At 24.9% G+C, this 20,658-nt stretch carries 12 protein-coding genes; 9 read left to right on the top strand and 3 right to left on the bottom strand.

Features of this window, described 5'->3' with window-relative positions; translation table 11 throughout:
• Positions 1 to 72: 72 nt before the first annotated feature.
• Both T523_RS07325 and T523_RS07320 read right to left on the bottom strand, forming a co-directional pair.
• Positions 73 to 528, bottom strand: coding sequence for a GyrI-like domain-containing protein (locus tag T523_RS07325; protein ID WP_042708295.1), 456 nt, complete (start codon positions 526 to 528; stop codon positions 73 to 75).
• Between the two features lie 82 nt (positions 529 to 610).
• A complete protein-coding gene (locus tag T523_RS07320) occupies positions 611 to 1,831 on the bottom strand; it encodes a molybdenum cofactor synthesis domain-containing protein (protein WP_042708293.1) in 1,221 nt (406 codons plus the stop codon).
• A 232-nt stretch (positions 1,832 to 2,063) separates the two neighbouring features.
• Between T523_RS07320 and eif1A the strand changes: the two genes are divergently transcribed.
• The 9 genes from eif1A (at position 2,064) to T523_RS07275 (ending at position 12,085) form a co-directional block, all read left to right on the top strand.
• Complete coding sequence (gene eif1A / locus T523_RS07315; RefSeq protein ID WP_198016040.1) at positions 2,064 to 2,411, top strand: translation initiation factor eIF-1A; 348 nt, start codon at positions 2,064 to 2,066, stop codon at positions 2,409 to 2,411.
• A gap of 102 nt (positions 2,412 to 2,513) precedes the next feature.
• Entirely contained in the window at positions 2,514 to 3,308 is a 795-nt protein-coding gene (locus T523_RS07310; RefSeq protein ID WP_042708291.1) for a serine protein kinase RIO, read from the top strand.
• Between the two features lie 173 nt (positions 3,309 to 3,481).
• The gene (locus T523_RS07305) at positions 3,482 to 4,081 is read left to right on the top strand and encodes a KH domain-containing protein (RefSeq protein ID WP_042708290.1); all 600 of its coding nucleotides are present in this window, start codon (positions 3,482 to 3,484) and stop codon (positions 4,079 to 4,081) included.
• 762 nt (positions 4,082 to 4,843) lie between these two features.
• Positions 4,844 to 6,658: a DNA topoisomerase VI subunit B gene (top6B, locus tag T523_RS07300; protein WP_052334682.1), complete on the top strand. Its 1,815-nt coding sequence runs from the start codon at positions 4,844 to 4,846 to the stop codon at positions 6,656 to 6,658.
• Positions 6,659 to 6,660: 2 nt separating this feature from the next.
• Positions 6,661 to 7,761 carry a DNA topoisomerase IV subunit A gene (locus tag T523_RS07295; RefSeq protein ID WP_084486456.1) on the top strand — a complete coding sequence of 367 codons (1,101 nt, stop codon included), beginning with the start codon at positions 6,661 to 6,663 and terminating at the stop codon, positions 7,759 to 7,761.
• Positions 7,762 to 8,129: 368 nt separating this feature from the next.
• A complete protein-coding gene (locus tag T523_RS07290) occupies positions 8,130 to 9,143 on the top strand; it encodes a phosphorylating glyceraldehyde-3-phosphate dehydrogenase (RefSeq protein WP_042708289.1) in 1,014 nt (337 codons plus the stop codon).
• 102 nt (positions 9,144 to 9,245) lie between these two features.
• A complete protein-coding gene (locus T523_RS07285; RefSeq protein WP_042708288.1) occupies positions 9,246 to 10,079 on the top strand; it encodes a TIM barrel protein in 834 nt (277 codons plus the stop codon).
• 263 nt (positions 10,080 to 10,342) lie between these two features.
• Positions 10,343 to 10,555 carry a histone family protein gene (locus T523_RS07280; RefSeq protein WP_042708287.1) on the top strand — a complete coding sequence of 71 codons (213 nt, stop codon included), beginning with the start codon at positions 10,343 to 10,345 and terminating at the stop codon, positions 10,553 to 10,555.
• Between the two features lie 399 nt (positions 10,556 to 10,954).
• The gene (locus T523_RS07275; protein ID WP_042708286.1) at positions 10,955 to 12,085 is read left to right on the top strand and encodes an AAA family ATPase; all 1,131 of its coding nucleotides are present in this window, start codon (positions 10,955 to 10,957) and stop codon (positions 12,083 to 12,085) included.
• 211 nt (positions 12,086 to 12,296) lie between these two features.
• On the opposite strand, the gene T523_RS07270 is transcribed toward T523_RS07275, so the two are convergent.
• The gene (locus tag T523_RS07270) at positions 12,297 to 20,141 is read right to left on the bottom strand and encodes an isopeptide-forming domain-containing fimbrial protein (RefSeq protein WP_042708285.1); all 7,845 of its coding nucleotides are present in this window, start codon (positions 20,139 to 20,141) and stop codon (positions 12,297 to 12,299) included.
• Between the last annotated feature and the right edge of the window lie 517 nt (positions 20,142 to 20,658).

The following is a 20,658-nucleotide window of genomic DNA, read 5'->3' as shown; positions in this document are numbered from 1 at the left end:
ATTAAAAATAATATAAAAAAACAAGAATTAAAGAAACTATAAAAAAAGTATTAAAATAAAAAAATTAAAAATTTAATCCATTTTAATTACTGGAAATTGAACCTCAATAATTTTATCATCAGTATTTTCAAGAAAACCTTTATGATAAATTTCTTTTGGAGAACCAATTATATCATAATTATTATCAATAGAATATTGTGCAATTTTTTTATAAGTTTCTTGAATAGTATCTCTAGTACCTTTATGATTTTCAGATAAAACAGTATGTTCAACCATTGTTGCAGTGTTTATTAAATCACTACCATTAATTTTTTCTGAAATAGGATAACCAACATCATAAACAACTTCTTCAGGTCCAACATTTTCAGGAAGTTTATAAAAAATCATAAATGGATCACCAGTAGTGTCAAGTTCATTAGATTCAATCCATCCAGATAATCTTGCGAATAATAATTTTGCTGTTTCTAAAGAACCTTTATTACTAATAACTGCAATATTTTCTTCTTTAATAGTTTTTTCTTCAACCATAAATACACCTCTAAATTTTTTAGTAAATAAATAAAATTTAAAATATTATAAAATTATTAATTTCATAATATAAATAATTTTTTTAATTAAACAAAGTTACTTCTACTATTTCTCCTTCTTCTACCATTTCTGTATTTTTAGATACATTTACATAACCATCAGCACGAGCAAGAGAGAATATTGCACCAGAATCTTTAAATATAGGAATTACCTCTCCATTATCATAAGTTACTAATTGATATTGTTCTCTTCCAACTGCAGAGTGAATTCTTTTTTTAAGTGTTCCTTTAACAGTATTAAGAGTTTTTTCTGAAATTCCTGCAAGTTCTCTTATTACAGGAGCTACAAATACATTAAATATTACAAGTGCAGATACAGGATTTCCAGGTAAACCAATTACTAATTTATCATTAACAACTCCAAGTATTGTTGGTTTTCCTGGTTGAACAGCAATTCCATGAAGTTTTACTTCACCAATATCATCAAGAACATGTTTCAATACATCACCAACACCTGCAGAAGTTCCACCAGAACATATTAAAATATCATGTTTATTAAGAGATTTAAGAATAATTGATTTTAATTGATTATAATCATCTTTTATAATCCCTTCTTTTGTAGCGATTCCTCCAGCAGCACTTACTCCATTTTTAATCATAGTACTATTTACATCATAAATTTTAGATTCTTTAAGTTCAGAACCTGCTTTAACTAATTCATTACCTGTTGATATTACAGCAATATCTGGTTTTTTATAAACTTTAACATTAGTAAATCCTTGAGCTGCTAATACACCAATTTTATCAGCAGTTAAAACAACACCTTTTTTAATAAGAAGTGTATCTTTTTTAACATCAGATCCTTTTTTACCAACATCTTGAGTAGGAGTTACACTTTTATAAAGTTCTACCTCATTTCCATCTTTTAAAGTATATTCAACCATTAAAACAGAATCTGCACCTTTAGGTAATGGTGAACCAGTACTAATTTCTACAGCAGTTCCTAATTCAACAGTTTTTTTACTATATGAACCTGCTTCAAGAGAATCAATAATTTTAACTTTTTTTGGATTCTCTTCAGATGCACCATAACTATCCTCAGATTTAATAGCAAAACCATCTTTTAAAGCTCTATCAAATGGTGGAAAATCAATACGACTATAAATATCCTCAAAAACTATTCTATTATATGCTTCTTCTAAAGGAACCTCTTCAGATTTTGATTCATAAAATTCATTAAAATAAGTTTTAATTAATTCTTTAGCTTCATCTGGTTCTTTTATCTGTAAAAATTCAGTACCCATTTAATCACCTTATAAAATTATAAATAAATAATAAAAATAAAGTTTAATTTATATATAAATAAATATTTATTAAAACATTTAATAAATTTTTATATTTAATTATCTTAAGAGCTAATATAATATATAATAAGTTTTTATAATATGAAATATAAAATATTAATATTATATATTTAAAATGTAAAGGCTTTTTTTAAATATCACAATACTTAAAATTTTATAATTATTATTATGTATTGAATTAATTAAAAAAATCGGAGGAAAATACTTGGCAAATAAAAACAAAAATAATAACAATCAACAACAAAGTTACAGAAGGGTAAGAACTCCACGTAAAGGAGAAATTGCAGGTGTTGTTGAACAAATTATGGGACATGGAAAACTTAAAGTAAGATGTGCTGATGGTTATACTCGTATGACACGTATTCCAGGAAAAATGAAAAAAAGAATTTGGATTCGTGAAGGAGATGTTATCCTTGTAAAACCATGGGATTTCCAAAGTGAAGAAAAAGCAGATGTAATTTGGAGATACACAAAAACAGAATCAAACTGGCTTGATAGAAAAGGATACTTAAAAATGTAAACCTTTTTTATATCTTTTTAAATTTTTAAATAACTAATTTTATTATATAACTTTTATTTAACTACCTAAAAAATTACTATTTTTAATAACTTTGGTGATACTATGAATCAAAAAATAGCTAAAGCTGATGAAAAAGTACAAAAAATAATATCTGAAAAACGTAAAAAAGATGCAGATGATAGGAAAGTAGGTAGTGAGATTTTTGATAATAAAACTCTTGAAACACTCTATAAATTATCTAATAAAAATTATATAGATGTTTTAAATGGTGAAATAAGTACAGGTAAAGAAGCTAATGTTTTAAAAGGTATTAAAGGAAACAAATATTTTGCAGTAAAAATATACCGTATTGCTACATCTGACTTTAAAAAAATGAATTTTTATGTAGATGGAGACCGTAGATTTAAATCTCGTCATGGCAATAAAAGACAATTAATCAACTCTTGGGTGAGTAAAGAATATAAAAACTTAGAACGTTTATATAAAGCAGGAGTTAAAGTTCCAAAACCAATTACTTATTTAAACAATGTACTTATATTAGAATTTATTGGTGATAAAGAAGGCAATCCTGCTAAAACTGTAAAATATAATCCTCCAAAAGATATTGATAATTTCTTCTTAAAAGTTTTAAATGAAATGGATAAATTTTTAAATAATGCAAAACTAGTGCATGGAGATTTATCAGCATACAATATAATGAACTTAAATGAAGAACCTGTAATAATTGATGTTTCCCAATCTGTAATTTACAATAATCCTATTTCTAAAGAATTACTTGAAAGAGATATCAATAATTTAACTAATGATTTTAAAAAATTAGGTTCAAAAATCACGAAAGAAGAAATTGAAGAAAAACTTGGAGTTAAAGATGGAATTATTTTATCATTAAAAAATTAATTAAATAAAGATATTTTAATAGAAAAATTAAAAAAGATATAAACTATTTAGAAATTAATTAAAATAAACTTATTTTAATAGGAAATTAAAAAAGATATAAACTATTTAGAAATTAATAAATATAATTATAAAAATAAAATTATATTGTTTTTAGAAAAAAGAGGTGAATTATAATGCCTGAAACAGATTATCTTAAAATCCCTCGTGAACGTGTTGGAGTATTAATTGGAAAAGAAGGTAAAACTAAAAAAATTATTGAAAACACTACTCAAACAATATTAGACATTGATAGCGATGAAGGCACAGTAACTATATATCCACAAGAAAACATGGAAGATCCTTTAGGAATATGGAAAACAAATTATATAGTTAAAGCTATTGGACGTGGATTTAATCCAAAAACTGCACTAAAATTAAAAGAAGATGAGATGTATCTTGAAGTATTAAAACTTACTGATGCAGTTGGGAAAAATAAAAAAGCATTGTCAAGACAAAAAGGACGTATAATTGGAAGAAACGGCATTACAAAAGAAATCATTACAGATATGGCAGATGTCGATATGGCAGTATATGGTAAAACCGTTTCACTTATTGGAAGAATGGAAAACATAATGGTTGCAAAAGAAGCTATAAATATGATTTTAAGTGGTTCAAGACACAAAACAATTTATAGTTATTTAGAAAATCAAAAACGTGAAAGGAAAGAAAAAGAGTTCAAAGAAGTTATGGGAATTAGCCATGAAAAAATTGAACTTAGAGACGATTTAGATTAAATATAATAATTAATCCAATTATTATATTTTCAAATTCAAAATAACTAATTTTATAAAAGTATTTTTTTAAATATATTTTAATAATCTAATAATTTAAAAACTTAATAATATACTGATTTTAATAAAATTTAATAAAAAATAGTTATAATAAACTTATTTTAAATAATTTTAGGTTTTTCAAATTCCAAAATTAATAAGGAATTTAATAATTAAAAACAAATAAAATTTAAAATTAAAATTTTAAACAAAATCTATTTTTAATAATAAAAATTTCAATAAAGATACTTCTTAATTTTTATTAGAGAATCTAATTCAAACTAATAAAAATACTTTTCAAATGCTCTTAGATATTTTTTTTAAATAAATTATAAAATATAATATAATTATAAAAAAACAATTAAAAAAATTAAGACCCCTACTTAATCAATATAATTTATATATAAAAAATCTAGTAAAGTAATTAAATTAGTAGTATATTAAAGATTAATTATTTTAATTTTATTAAGATTAAATATTATAAAAAATAATAAGAAAACATTATATATAAAAATCAATATATATACATATAAGCATTAATAATGATGTATTTTTTACTATTTTATATAGAAAATTATTTTTAATATATTTATAATTTTTTTAAAATCATTATTGCTTTAGATTTTTTATAATAAATTTTTAATTTTTAGCATTAACATGTTAATTTAATCTAAAAATTATAAAAAAACTATTTTATAAAATCAATACTTATTTAGGAGGTATATTTTGTCACAACAAGCATCAGAGCTCTTTACAAATTTCCAAGAATTAACTCCATCTGAATTTTTTAGAAAAAATAAACAGATGTTAGGATTCTCTGGAAAAATAAGATCTTTAACTATTGTATTTCACGAATTAATTACTAACAGTTTTGACGCAGCAGAAGAAGCAGGAATATTACCTGAAATTAAAATTGACTTAAGAAAAGTATCTAAAGAACATTACATTTTAAGACATGCAGATAATGGTCCAGGTATTCCTGAAGATTATATTTTAAAAGTATATTGTACTATGTTTGCTGGTTCTAAATTTAGAAATATCCAATCCAGAGGACAACAAGGTTTAGGTTGTAGTGGTTGTGTACTTTTATCACAGATGACTACCGGTAAACCTGCAAGAGTAATTTCTGGTTACATGGAAAATGGAGAGCTAAAAGGAGTAAAACTTAAATTTAAAATGGATGTTAAGAAAAATGTTGGTCTATTAATGGAAAGAGAAGAAGTTGATGTAGATCATACTGGTGTATGTATTGAACTTCAGTTTAAAGATGTTGCATATTCCATGGCAGAACAAGGTGCTTTTGAATATATCAGAAGAACCATGATTGCTAATCCACATGCTAAAATAACATTTAGAGATCCAACTGGACATAAATACATATTCAAAAGAGCAGCAGATGTTATTCCAGTACTTCCAAAAGAAGTATTACCTCACCCAAAAGGAGTTACTGCAGATGATATCCATTTCATGGCAAAACATACAGATAAAAGAAACTTTAAAAGTATGCTTACAAGTAACCTATCTAGGATGTCCAGTAAAAAAGTTAATGAAATTGCAGAAGCTACTGGAATTGATATGAAAAAACGTCCTAAAGATATGAAATGGGAAGAAGCTGAAGCAATTGTTAAATGCTTCGATAAAATGAAATTTATGGCTCCTCCAACAAATGGACTTATACCAATTGGAAGTGAACAAATTGAAAAGGGTATTAAACAAATCCTTAAACCAGAATTTGTAGAAACCATTACTAGAAAACCTGTTACATATAAAGGTGGTGTAGCATTCATTATTGAAGCAGGTATTGCATATGGTGGAGAAGCAGGACGTTTAATTAACGACCAAAGAAAATCCGAAATTATGAGATTTGCAAATAGAGTACCTTTAACTTTTGATCAAGGAAGCTGTGCAATTACTGAAGCACTCAAGAGTATTGATTGGAAACGTTACGGAATTAAAGATTTCGAAAACTCACCAATTACAGTATTTGTAAATATGATTTCTACCCAAATTCCATATTTATCAACTGGAAAACAAAGTATTGCACCAGAACCTGAAATTTTACATGAAGTAAGACAAGCCACAATGACCCTTGCTCGTAAATTACAAAAACACTTAAAACATAAAAAAACAGAAAAAGAAAAAGTAATGCGTTCTAAAATCTTTGAAGAAATAGTACCAGTAATTATTGAAGAATCTGCAAAACTTGGAGAAGTAGCAGTACCAAATTATACTAAAGTATTATCTAAAGTAACTAGAAGAGGACTTGCGGAATTACTTGGTGAAAAACCTGAAGAAGATGAAGAAGAAGAGGAAGAAGAAGCAATCTTAATGGAAGAACTTGATGAAAACGGATATGCAGTAAATGAGGAAAACTCAAATATTACAAATAATAAAAAGCAGAATTACACCGTTTCTGAAGATGATCTCATTAATGAAAAAATAATGCAAGAGAAAGAAGCAGCTAAAGAAGCAGAAAGAGCAGCAAGAAAAGCAGCTAAAGAAGCAGCAAAAGCTGAAAAAAATAAAAATGGGGATGACTAAACATGGCTGAACATGAATTAAAAAAACATATGCCTAAAGAAAAACGTAAAGAATATACTTACAATAAACTTAAATGTTTAGGTCAGGATATTATTGATGATGTTACTAAAGATAAAATCCCAACTCTTAAAGTACCATCAAGAGGAACTGGTAACATTCATTATGACCCAGACAAAAGATACTATGTATTAGGTGACAGATACAGTAAAAGATCCATGGGTAATGTTAAACAACTTAGAAAATTAGGCCAAATGGTTTGTACTGCAAATTTCTGTAAAGATCTTGTTCAGAGAGAAAAAACTGCAACTATAAGGGAAATGTATTATATTAGTGAAGGTTGGGGAGTAGAATTTAATACCCAGCAAGAATCTAACACTGTTGGAGAAGATTTGGAAGTTATGTTAGGTACTACCCGTGAAGAGCTAGGACTTATGCCAGAAGAAGATGGTGCTTCAGTATATGGAGATATTACCCTTTTAGATGATGATGTAGAAATAAATGCATTAAAAGCAGGAAAATCTGGTTATACTATTTCACCTACAATTGATGAAGTAGAATTTTTAGATTGCAATGTAGATCGTGTAATGGCAGTGGAAACCATGGGGATGTTCCACCGTATGGTTCAAGAACATGCTTATGATAAATTCAATACTCTTATTGTAGGTCTTAAAGGACAAGCAGCTCGTGCTACAAGAAGATTTATCAAAAGAGTAAATGAAGAATTAGGTCTTCCAGTATACATTTGTAACGATGGAGATCCTTGGGGATTCCATATTGGCCAAGTAATTATTTCAGGTAGTGCAAAACTTGCACATGTAAACCATGAACTTGCAACACCAGATGCCCAATTTATGGGAGTAACTGCAAGTGATATTATTAAATATGATTTACCAAGTGATCCATTAAAAGATGTAGATGTAATGAGACTTAAAGAATTATCTAAAGATCCTAGGTATCAAACTGAATTCTGGCAAACTGAAATTAAAAAAATGCTTAAAATAGGGAAAAAAGCAGAGCAACAATCTTTCTCTAAGTATGGTCTCGAATATGTTATTGATGAATATTTCCCAACTAAACTTAGAGAAATGGGAGCACAAATATAAATTTTGCTTCTAAAAAATAAAATCCATAATATTTTTATTATGGATTTATTAACTTTATTTAAAAAAACTAAAAAATTAAGATATTAAATAAAAACTATAAACTATTTTTTTCAAAATAATTATTTTTCAAATAATATAAAAAATTAATTTAAAAAAAATGTAATAAGCATATTCAACATTTAAATATGTTAAATATAATAAAATAAACACTATTTAATTAAAAATTTCAAGAATCAATGAAAAACAATTAAAATAATTATTTTAAGTGTAATCTAAAATCAAAAAATACTTTAATAAATATTTAGATAAAATAAATATAAGATTAAGAATAATTTAAATTTTAGATTAATATAAAGGAAAGAAATAAAATGAAATCTATAGCTGTAAATGGAATTGGAACAATTGGTAAAAGGGTTGCTGATGCAGTTTCAGCACAAGATGATATGAAAATAGTTGGTGTGTGTAAAACAAAACCTGATTTTGAAGCAAAAGTTGCTGTTGAAAAAGGTTATCCATTATACATCGCTATACCAGAAAGAGAACAATTATTTAAAGATGCAGGAATTGAAATTGCAGGAACTGTTGACGATATGATTTCTGAAGCAGACTTAGTAGTAGACTGTACTCCAGGTAAATTTGGTAAAGAAAATATGGATAAATATAAAAAAGCAGGAGTAAAAGCAATTTACCAAGGGGGAGAAGACCATTCACTAACTGGAAGATCATTTAACTCATTTTCAAATTATGATGAATCTTATGGTGCAGATTACTCCCGTGTAGTATCTTGTAATACAACAGGACTTACACGTTCCTTATACCCAATTAGTCAGATTGCAGATATTAAAAAAGTTAGAGCAGTAATGGTAAGAAGAGGTGCAGACCCTAATGAAATTAAAAAAGGACCAATTAATGCAATTGTTCCAAACCCTGCAAAAGTACCATCACACCATGGACCAGATGTAGGAACAGTAATGAAAGGAATAGACATTACAACAATGGCTCTTCTTGTACCAACAACACTTATGCATGTACATAATATTATGGTTGAACTTGATAGTGATGTAAGCACTGATGACATTATTGATGTTCTTAGTAAAAGATCAAGAGTTATACTTGCAGAAGCAGGTATGGGACTTGATTCTACTGCAACATTAATGGAATATGCAAGAGAATTAGGAAGAAGTAGAAATGATTTATATGAAATCCCAGTATGGAAAGAATCAATCAATGTAGTTGATAATGAACTATATTACATGCAAGCAGTACACCAAGAATCAGATGTTATTCCTGAAAACATTGATTGTATCCGTGCAATGCTTGAATTAGAATCAGATAATGAAAAATCTATTGCAAAAACAAATAAAGCAATGGGTATCTTATAAAAATTTTTAAAATCTTGAATAATATATTCAAGAAAAACTACTTTTTTTATTTCAATTTTATTTTTTTAATAAATAACTTATTTTTAATTAGAAGATGATTTTATGGATAAAATTATATTTGGACCTGCAGGAAAACCGAAAGAATATAAAGGAAGAGCATATGAAGCATGTGGATATTTAAATGAAAGAAAATTATTTGCATATGAATATCAATCTACACATGGATTAAGAATAAAAGAAGAAAGTGCAAGTAAACTTAAAGAAAATAGCCATAAAAATAAAGTACTTGTCTCAATGCATTGTCCATATTATATAAACATGTGTTCAAAAGAAGATAAAAAAATAGATAAATCTGTAGAAAGCTTATTTAATTGTGGACGAATTGGAGAATATATGGGAGCATATAGATTAGTTTTCCATCCAGGATATTATTCAAAACAAGATTCTAAATTATGCTTAGAAAAAGCTATGTTAGGATACAAAAAATTATTAAATAAATGTGAAGAAGAGGGTCTTAAAAATTACACATTTGCACCAGAAACAACTGGGAAAATAAATCAACTTGGAAATCTTGATGAAATTATTTATATGTGTGAAAACCTTGAACACTTTGAACCAACAATAGATTTTGCTCATATCCATGCAAGAAACTATGGTAAATTAAATAAAAAAGAAGATTATAATTATATTTTCTCAAAATTAGAAAATCATTTAGATATTAAAAGATTACATTGCCATTTTACAACAATAGAATATAATAAAAATGGTGAAAGAAAACATCATACACTTGAAGAAAATGATGAATATGGACCTAATATAAAAGATTTACTTGAAAATCTAATTGATTATGGATGGAATGCTACAATAATTTGTGAAACTCCTTTACTTGATATTGATGCAATAAAAATGAGAGAAACTTATGAAAAATTATTATAAGATACTTAAAAAATACAAAAAACTTTAAGAATTTAATAATAAAAATGTTAGTATTTTACTAAATTAAGATAAAAAAGCTAAACCGTTTTAATATTTTAATAATACAATCAGTAAATAAATCAAATAAAAAAATATTAATATAAATTAATTAAAATTAAAAAATAAATTAGTAATATTTATATAAGATAAATTAAAGATTAAAACATACTAATAATTAAACTTAAGATTATTAGAATTAAAAAATAATAAAAAAGTGATAAAAAATGAAAAATGAATTACCACTTGCTCCTGTAGGAAGAATTGTAAAAAATGCAGGTGCAGAAAGAGTTAGTGAAGATGCTAAAGAAGCTCTCGCTGAAAAATTAGAAGAATGCGCAACTGAACTTGCTAAACAAGCAGTAGCTTATGCTAAACATGCTGGTCGTAAAACTGTTAAAGCAGAAGATATTAAATTAGCAAAAAAATCTTGCGAATAAATTTAAACTGTTAATTCTAGAATTCTAGAATTAACTTTACAATTTTAAACTTTTAATAATAATAATTCATTTTTAATTAAAGTATTTACAAAATTTAAAATACTAAATATCAAAAACACCTTAAATAAAAAACCCCAAAAAATACTATTTTTAAACAAAAAAATACCCTAAATAAAAAAACCCCAAAAAATACTATTTTTAAACAAAAATTAATTTATAAATTTTACAATAAAAAAACTATTTTTTAATTTACTACTAAGTTTATATTAAAAATTAAAAAATCTAAAAAATAGTAAGATTAATAAATAGAAAATATAAATTATAATTTTTACAATAATTTTAAATTAATTTATATAATCCATTAATAAAATTAATTAAAACCCAATAGTAGGTGTCTATTTGAAATCAAACAATAAGAATCAAGAAATTAAAATCAAAAATTCCAAGATAATACCCAATCCTACAATTGATGAAATTCCAGCTAAAAAACTAAAATTAGAACCTGTAGGTTATCCTTTTAAATTTAGTTTGATAGAGAATATCCCATTAGAAATCTCAGATGAAAAATTATTTGAAGAATATGCGAAAGAACAATGGTTAGGTCTAGAACTTAAAACAGATTCATATCTATTTGATCAAAAAATGATTCCAGATTATGCATTTAAAATTTCACAAGTAGAACCTAATAATTCAATACTTACAAATGATACAAAAATTACAGTAGACAATACATTAAATACAATTTCTAAAAAAGCAGAACCTGAAAAATTTAATATTAAATTTGAAGACATTATTGGTCAAGAAAATGCTAAAAATAAAATAAAAATTGTAGAAAGATATGTAAAATCACCTGAAAAATTTGGACAATGGGCTCCGCAAAATATATTATTCTATGGACTTCCAGGTACTGGTAAAACAATGCTTGTTAAAGCATTGGCAAATAATCTTAATGTTCCATTATATTTAGTTAAAGCAACAAGTTTAATAGGAGATCATGTAGGTGATGGTGCACGTCAAATACATGAATTATATGAAAATGCTAGTAAAAATGCACCTTCAATAATATTTATTGATGAAATTGATGCTATAGCATTACATAGACAATTCCAATCATTAAGAGGAGATGTTTCCGAAATTGTCAACTCATTATTAACTGAACTTGATGGTATAAATCCAAATACTGGAGTAATAACTATTGGTGCTACAAACAATATTAATTTCTTAGATCTTGCAGTAAGAAGTAGATTTGAAGAAGAAATTGAATTTAAATTACCTGCAGATAAAGAAAGAAAAGAAATTATTGAAAAAAATATTAAAAGCATGCCAATTAAAGCCAATATTGACATCAGAAAAATAGTTAAATTAACAAAGGGGATGTCTGGAAGAGATTTAAAACAAAAAATCCTCAAAACTTCATTACACCATGCACTATCTGAAGAAAAAGATGAAATCGACATGTTAGATGTACAGTATGCACTAAAACAATCAAAGAAAAAAATAGAAAATGAAGTAAAAGACATGTATGAATAAATAAATTCATACTTTTATATTTTTATTTAATTAAAATAAACAATTATTAAATTAAATGAACGAAAATATTGGGTAAAAAATTTAATAATTTTAAAAATTAAAAAAAAAAAACAATCATGCAAAAATTAAAATCTACTTTTAAAAAAAAAAGAAAAGAAAATTTAATTGTATTATAATAAAAAACTTATATACCATATAAATGATATTGAATCTATTTTTTACGTTTTAAATTAAATCCTAAACCAAATAAACAAATTAAGGATAAAATCAATACAATTAAAGGATTTCCTGTTTTCTGTACAAAAATTAAATTTGAATTCTGACTAATATGTGAAATGTTTTTAGAATATTGACTGATATGTGAAATGTTTTTAGAATAATTTCCATTAGGATTTATTTTATCGTTAACAGTGACATTACAATCTGCAATATTATTACCCATATTATTATCAGTAGTATTAGAACTAAGAATAACCACATTATCAATAATTCCAGATTTCTCTGCAATACAGGTTATATTTAAAACTACTATATCATTAGAACTTAAATTACCAATATACCAATAGCCAGTATTAAAATCATATATACCTTTCGTTGCAGTAAAATTAATAAATTTAAGTTTGTTAGACAAGCTATCAACTGCACATGCATTTATTGCAGTGTTAGGACCATGGTTAATAACAACAATTGTATAGACCATTTTATCCCCAATATTAATAATTTTGATATTAGAGAATTTTTTAACTTCTAAATCTGCAATAGGAAGATAACTTACATTATCTTTATTATTAGAAATATTCCTATCAAATTCATTACCACTTACATTAACAAAGTTTATGATAGTTCCATTCATAGCCATATTAAAAACAATAATAATATTTTCAGCTTCTCCAGACTCTAAATCACCAATATCCCAAATACCCGTATTATTATCATAATAACCTTTTGTAGCATTAGATGATACATAAATAAGATTTTTAGATAATACAATATCAGTTACATTAACACGAGTAGCATTAATAGGTCCATCGTTTTTAACTGTTACTTGGTAAATAATTGTATTATTAAATGAATCAATAATAGTTTTGTTAACAATTAAATCAACTGATTCAAGAATTTCAACGGTTACATTATCTTTATTGTTAGATAAATTCCAATCCAACTCATTAGAAGCAACATTAACAAAATTAGTAACATTACCAGTACAATTAGCTTTAACAATAATGGTTAAAGCAACTTTATCCCCTGAAGATAAATCACCAATAATCCATAAACCAGTAACTGGATTATAATTACCTTTACTAGCATTAGATGATGCAAATACAAAACCATTAGGTAAAACATCAGTTACATTAACACAAGTAGCAAGATCCGGACCATTATTAAATACAATAATATTATAACTAATATAATCCCCATAATTAACACTACTTACATTAGAAGACTTAACAACAGATAAATCTACAGTGTTGGGAACCTCTATAGTTACATTATTAACATTATTTGTTAAATTAGTTTCATTTTCATCAGCAGAAACATTAACAATATTTGTTATGTTTCCAGTTCTGTTAATTTTAGCATTAAGAATGAAACTTAAAGATTCACCAGAATGTAATGAATTAACTAACCATTTAATAATATTTCCATCAATGGAATAATCCGTATTAATTGATTTAAATATTAAACCATCAGGAATAATATCTTTAACAATAACATTATGGGCAACATTAGGACCATTATTTTTTATAGTAATATTATAAACAACATCCCCATTATAAAGACCTTGTGAAATAACAGTTTTATTAATAGCTAACTCTACAAGAACTATAGAGATTGTAATATTATCAGAGTTTATATAAGTCCTATTTTCATTATTATTAGCTGAGGTATAAGTTAAATTAGCAATATTAGTAATATTTTTACCTAATATATCACTTATATTTTGATTTACGTTACATGAAACAATAACCAGGATGCTTTGATTTTTTTCTAAATAAGAACCATTGATTAGGATTTCTTTTTTAGATGCATCATAATTTACAAACCAAGAATTATTATTTACATAAACAGATTTATAAATCAAATCATCAGGTAAAACATCATTTATTTTAATATTAAAACCTGGAGAATTTCCATTATTCTTAATAATAATTGAATATTCCACAGTTTCATTAACATTATATTTAGTATCATTATTATGGCCAGATATTGTTTTGTTAATACTTATATCTGGTTCGACAATACGTACACCAACACTACTATTACTTATTAAATCACCATTTAAAGTGAGATTTACATTATTAACCTTAACCATGCCTTCAATATTACTACTATTATTTAATACAAGTACATTGATTTTAATTAATAAATTATTATCATAGATGTTTGAATTAAATGAATCTACAACTATATTAATAAACCTACCATTATTTACATTAACAGTTACTCCCCCAATACTTGAAGAATTTATGAATTTAAATCCTTCAGGAAGAACATCATTAATAACCATATTAGTATAATTACCAATAGGTAAAGTAATGTTTAAACCATAAGTGATAATTTCACCAATAGTAACATTATTTAAACCGTTATCAATAGAAGAGTTAATAACTGTTTTATCAATTGAAGGTTTTGCTAAATTAAATTTAGCAGTACTATTAGCAAAGTAGACTCTTGCTTCTTTGTTTTCAACAGGTACAGAATAGGCAGTTACATTAATATTATTAATATATGGAATATTGTTAATTAATGTTGAATTTTTAAGTGTAAATTCATAAGTAATATTTGCAGTTTCACCAACATTTAATTGATTAATAAGAACATTAACTACACCACCATTCCAGATTACAGAATTATTAACTTCTTGATTATTGATTTTAATAATGATTTTACTTCTATCATTATTCTCAATGAATCTATTTAATAACTCAGTTAAATTATCAACTACAGTAATATTGAATAATGGAGAATCCCCATTGTTTTTAACCACACTAATAATTTTAATACTATCGTTACCTTGAACATTATTAGTTTTATTGAAATTTTTACTAATGATAATATTAGGTTCAACTACATTAACAATGCAATTTGCCTTTGTAGTTAAATTATTCCAAGTAAGTTCAGCTTTATTTATTTTAGATTGATTTGCACTATTTGAACTTATATTTAATAATGTAGCATTTAAGTAAACTCTAAACTTTGAATTATAATAATCTATTAGATCTTTAGTAGTTGTACTAGGATTTGTAAATTTAATTATTATACTATTATTTTCTACAATAACTTCATACTCATCACTATTAAGTAAAACATCCCCAGTTTCACCTTTATAAATAGCTACAGAACCATTGACATACCTAAGACCATTTGGAAGAGTATCATTTATAATAATGGTATTGTATTCACCAGTTGCTAAGTTAGCACCAATACAATAAGTTATATTTTCACCAATTGTAATATTATCCTTACCATTAAGGACGGTAGAATTAATTACAGTTTTATTAATAGTTGGATTTTTAGTATAAATTGTATCATTAGCAGAACTAGAATAAATCCTAAATTCTTCACCAGTAGGTACAGAAATACCGCTTGCATTAACAATATTTAAATAGGAATTACCTATTAAAACATCATCCTTTACTTTGAAATAAAATCTAACTACAATATTTTGATTTTTATTTAATTGTTTAACTTTAATTGTAATTAATCCAGTACTATAATCAATAGAAACATTAACATTATCTATATCCCCAAGAAGAATATCATAAGTAATAGAATCTTTTGAAGCAATATCAGAAGTTAACTTAGTTATGTTATCTATTGCAGTAATGTTAAATAATGGAGTATTACCCTTATTTCCAACAGAGATATTGAAACTAATATTATCATTACCTTCAATATTGGTTTCATTAAATTTTTTATTAATTTTCAATATTGGTTCTACAATAGTAACCAGATTAGACTTAGCAGAAGCTGAACCATTATTATTCCAATTTAAACTTGCATTATTAATTTTAGATACACCCATAGTATTAGAAGAACTATTTAATACTAAAACAGTTATGTTGATTGTGAAATTACCATGATTATTACGAATAACATCTTGGGCAAGTAAATTATCAAAATTTAAAGTTATATATCTTTTTAAATTATTTTCATCATGATTAACAGAAATATTACCATAATCAGTTATTGGAGTACCATTAGCAAAGATAGCACTTCCATCAATATACTCAAATCCTTCAGGAAGGTTATCAACTATTGTAATAGAGTTATAAGTACCATTAGATAAATGAACTTTAATATTATATAGAACATGTTCACCAATACTTGCTTCATTATACTCATTATAATGAGTACCATTGATTAATGAATCTACCAATATTTTTTCAATAGTAGGATTAATCAAAGCAATAGTTGCATTAGAATAAAAACTTGCACCATTAACAGATGAATAAGTCCTAGTTTCATTAGTGGTATTATCGGGCATAGAATAATAAGTCAAATTAGCAAAATTGACATACTTAGTGTCATTAATGATTACATCTTTTTTAATACTAAATCTAAAACTTATATTAACTTTTTGGCCTATAGTTAAATTACCAAGATTAAATACAGCGATATTTCCAATCCAAGTCATGTTTTCAGTTATTGGAATACCATTTAAGTAAAATTCAATGTTATCCCTAGAATTATCTTTAATAAATCTATTTATTAATTCATTTAAATCGTCAATAATAGTCGTATTATAAGATATGGAGGTACCATTATTAAATACAGTGATAACACACTCTACTGCATCCCCACCTTCAACTTCAGTAATATTGAATGATTTATTAATCAAATTTTTTGGTTGATAAACATTAAGTTTATCAGATTTATATATGTTAACAGTTTTATTATTAACACGATATGTTAAGACTGCAGTGTTAACAATAGTTTTATTTAAGTTATTTAAAGGAATTGATGACTCATTATCAAATGGAGTGAAATATAACTGAATAGTCAAATTATCATCACTAGAAGTAGGAATTATTTTATGAATATCAATAACAATATCTGATTTAATACCAGTATTACTACCATTAATAGTCATATCATAGTCCACACTATTTTCATTAACAATATTATAACCTAAATATTTTAATCCATATACAGTATCATTAATTGTTAAATTTTTAGCAATTAAATCAGGAAAATTAATTGTTAAATTAAAAGTACAGTTTTCTCCAATTGTTACTCCGTCTTTACCAATGATATTAGATCCAACATAAATTTTAGAAAAATTTAAATCCTTTGCTTTAACTGATGCATTAGCAGAATACTCAAACTGATTACCAGAATTAACAAAGTTTGTAGCATTATCCCTTGCATAAAATGAAGTTATATTAGCAGTATTAGTAATATCTTGTCCTAAATTTGGATTTTCATTAAATTTAACATAGTAACTTATAGTAAAATTATTAGATACATTAGTGTAACCTAATTTAGATAATTTAAAACCATCACCAAATAAATCATTAGCATTGATGTCTAATTTAGTACCATTACCATAACATGCAGTAATATTAACAACATTGCCATTTCTAATTAAATCTTTATATAAATCAATGAAATCATCTTTCACAGTTATATTATAAGCTGTAGAATGTCCAATGTTTTTTACTGTAATATTATAACATAAAATAGTGTTATTTTCAACAGTAATATTATCTACAGTTTTATTAATAATTAAATTTGGTTCATTAGTTATTAAATTAATGAATACTTCATTCGAATAAATTACATTTAAAGAATTATCATAAGATAATTGAGCAAAATTTAATAAATTAAGTAAATCACCCATTGGTTCATCAGTTGCCATGACTGTAATTAAAATTTTTGCTACATCATTTGAAGATAAAGGATTGTAAATAGTACCTGGAGAACATGCTGTAAAAGTATTTTCAGCAGCATTAATTGAAACTATTGGATAAGCAAATGAACCATTTAAATACTTACAGAAATAAGTATCATTAGTAAAAGTCCAATGATTAGCAGTAGGAATAGTTCCAATACCAACCATAGTAGTATTAAAATTTTCTAAATTAAAGAAAGGTATTGGGAAATAATCAACAACAGTTAAATTATTTACATTACCAAAAGGAACATCCAAAGTTAATATAAATGTTACATTTTGACCTGGACGAACATTGACAGTATTATTGTTATTTATAACAACCCCATCAACTGCATAGATACCTTTAGAAAATTGCATAGGAAGAATTTTAATCTCCTTATAACTTGAATCATTAATAGCTATATTAGTATTCAAAAGAGTACCATTTCCAAATACAATATTTTTAACATAATCACGAGCAACTAAAGTTTTATTATTAGAATAATGGTCATTAATTCTAAATGTCATTGAAAGAGAACCCTCTAAAGGGTTACCATTAGAACTTTCATTATAATAACCACCAATACATCCACTAAGATTATTATCTTTTAAAAATTTTGAAACATGGATAATAATGATATCATGAGTTTTCTCATTTGGGATAAAATCATAATAAGAACTATTTAAATAATAGGTTTGATTTTTTATTATCAATTTAATACTATTAAGATTAATGACTTGAGCATTACCCCATTCATATCCAACAGTATCATAAACATCAAAATCATTTAATGCAAAATAATCTGAAAGTTGGAAATCAATGATATAAGTAACATTTTCATTAGGTTTTACTTCATAGGAACTTGAATATTTTTGAATAGCCATAACTTTCAAAATGACATTATCATAATCAGATTGATTAAAAGTATTATTGTCATAAACATAAGTTATGTTAACATTATTAGTCACTAATAAAGAAGTTTTATCTTTAGTGAGAATCTCTTTTAATTCCCCAGTAGAATTATCATATTTTGGAGCATAAACCCAATAAGACAATAATAAATCTTTATCACCATATCCAGTACCAGTTAAATTAGATAATTTTACAATAATTTTACCACCAGTAGTATTACCATTAGGAATTACCTCAATAGTATACAAACTAGGATCTATTAAAGTTCCATTACCATAATATAAACTAATAGGATATTTACTATTATTAATAAACATTAATACAGATGGAATATCATCCTTAATAGTCAAGTTTTCAATTGTAACATTATTTGCAACATTAATAGAAACATAATACTTAAATGGAAAATTAGGACCTGTAACAGTCTCATCCTCATATAATGAAGAATCTTTATATAATTTAACAATTACGGGTTTAACATCAGCACTAACAGTATTACCTACAATTTGTGGATCAACATCAGGATTATCCAATGGATCATTACCATAAATAAATTCTGCAGTAGCATAAAGTTTCAATGTATCAAATACATTAGTTCCATTTAATAAAGCAGTGAAATTCACTGTCATTGCAGGCTGATTATTGGTATAACTACCAAAAGGTAATTTAAATACATAAAATGTTGAATTTTCAGCACCAACAACATCCAAACGAGAATAAGGATCTTTTAAGGTATAATTGTTCATAGCTGAAAATACACCTACTTTAATATGCTCTAAAGGAAAACCTAAATATTCTGCACTTAAAATTTCATCACAACCAAGAGGTAATATTAATCGAATAACAGGTTGAAATCCTGTTTGAGAACCAGTATTATTAAATAAAAGTGCAAAATTCAAAGTTTCATTAACAAAAGGATAATAGGAACCATTACTAGTATTAATAAAAATTAATGAAGGATTCGCACTAGAATTTTTACTTGAAATTTCATTTTCTTGAGCAGAACCAACAAAATTAGAACTAATATTTGAATCTTTTGAAGATTCATTAGATAAGTAATTAGAATGATTATTAGAATTACTTGATGAATTAATTAAATTATCATTATAATTAGTGATACTAGTTTCACAATTTACAATAATTGAATCCTCATTAGATAAAGAGGAAGAGTCATTTGCAAGCTCTGCTGCATAAACATTTCCACAAAATATGAAAATCAGAATAGACATCATAAAAAATATAAATATTTTCTTTGAATTTTTCATATTTATCACATATAAACAACAATAAGCAAATAGTTCATTTTAATAAAATTATTTAAAAAATAAATAAAATTATAAAAAGTCATACTTAACTTATATCCAAAAATTAAAAATTTACATAATTTTTAATAATTTACTAAAAAATATAATTTCATTAAAAAAGATTAACCTTATTGAAATTCTTTAAATTTAGGATAAAAATTATTTTAAATTTAAAAAAATGTATTTTATAAAATCAAATTTTTAAATAAAATATATTTTCAATAGAGGCAAAAATCAATTAATAAAAAAATAATTTTTAGTATATAATAATTTAATTTTCATATAATATAAATATACACAAATTTACGAACAAAAATAAAAAACAAATAAATATCCTAAGAAAAAATATAAAATTATTCAAAAATAAGAAATTAAATTTAAAAAATTTCAACAAGATTAAATTTGTAAAAAAGCCCAAGTGATAGAAACATAGTAATTTTTAATTAAAATAATTAGAAAAAATTAGGATTTTAAATCA

It is taken from the genome of Methanobrevibacter wolinii SH (assembly GCF_000621965.1).
Lineage (GTDB): Archaea > Methanobacteriota > Methanobacteria > Methanobacteriales > Methanobacteriaceae > Methanarmilla > Methanarmilla wolinii.
Note: the sequence above shows the minus strand (reverse complement) of the source record. Positions and strands in the feature narration are given on the sequence as shown.

Excerpts from the sequence above, each read along its gene's own strand:
- T523_RS07280 (WP_042708287.1), top strand. The coding sequence starts at position 10,343 with ATGAAAAATGAATTACCACTTGCTCCTGTAGGAAGAATTGTAAAAAAT.
- T523_RS07325 (WP_042708295.1), bottom strand. The coding sequence starts at position 528 with ATGGTTGAAGAAAAAACTATTAAAGAAGAAAATATTGCAGTTATTAGT.
- T523_RS07305 (WP_042708290.1), top strand. The coding sequence starts at position 3,482 with ATGCCTGAAACAGATTATCTTAAAATCCCTCGTGAACGTGTTGGAGTA.
- T523_RS07295 (WP_084486456.1), top strand. The coding sequence starts at position 6,661 with ATGGCTGAACATGAATTAAAAAAACATATGCCTAAAGAAAAACGTAAA.
- T523_RS07290 (WP_042708289.1), top strand. The coding sequence starts at position 8,130 with ATGAAATCTATAGCTGTAAATGGAATTGGAACAATTGGTAAAAGGGTT.
- T523_RS07310 (WP_042708291.1), top strand. The coding sequence starts at position 2,514 with ATGAATCAAAAAATAGCTAAAGCTGATGAAAAAGTACAAAAAATAATA.
- T523_RS07320 (WP_042708293.1), bottom strand. The coding sequence starts at position 1,831 with ATGGGTACTGAATTTTTACAGATAAAAGAACCAGATGAAGCTAAAGAA.
- T523_RS07270 (WP_042708285.1), bottom strand. The coding sequence starts at position 20,141 with ATGAAAAATTCAAAGAAAATATTTATATTTTTTATGATGTCTATTCTG.
- T523_RS07285 (WP_042708288.1), top strand. The coding sequence starts at position 9,246 with ATGGATAAAATTATATTTGGACCTGCAGGAAAACCGAAAGAATATAAA.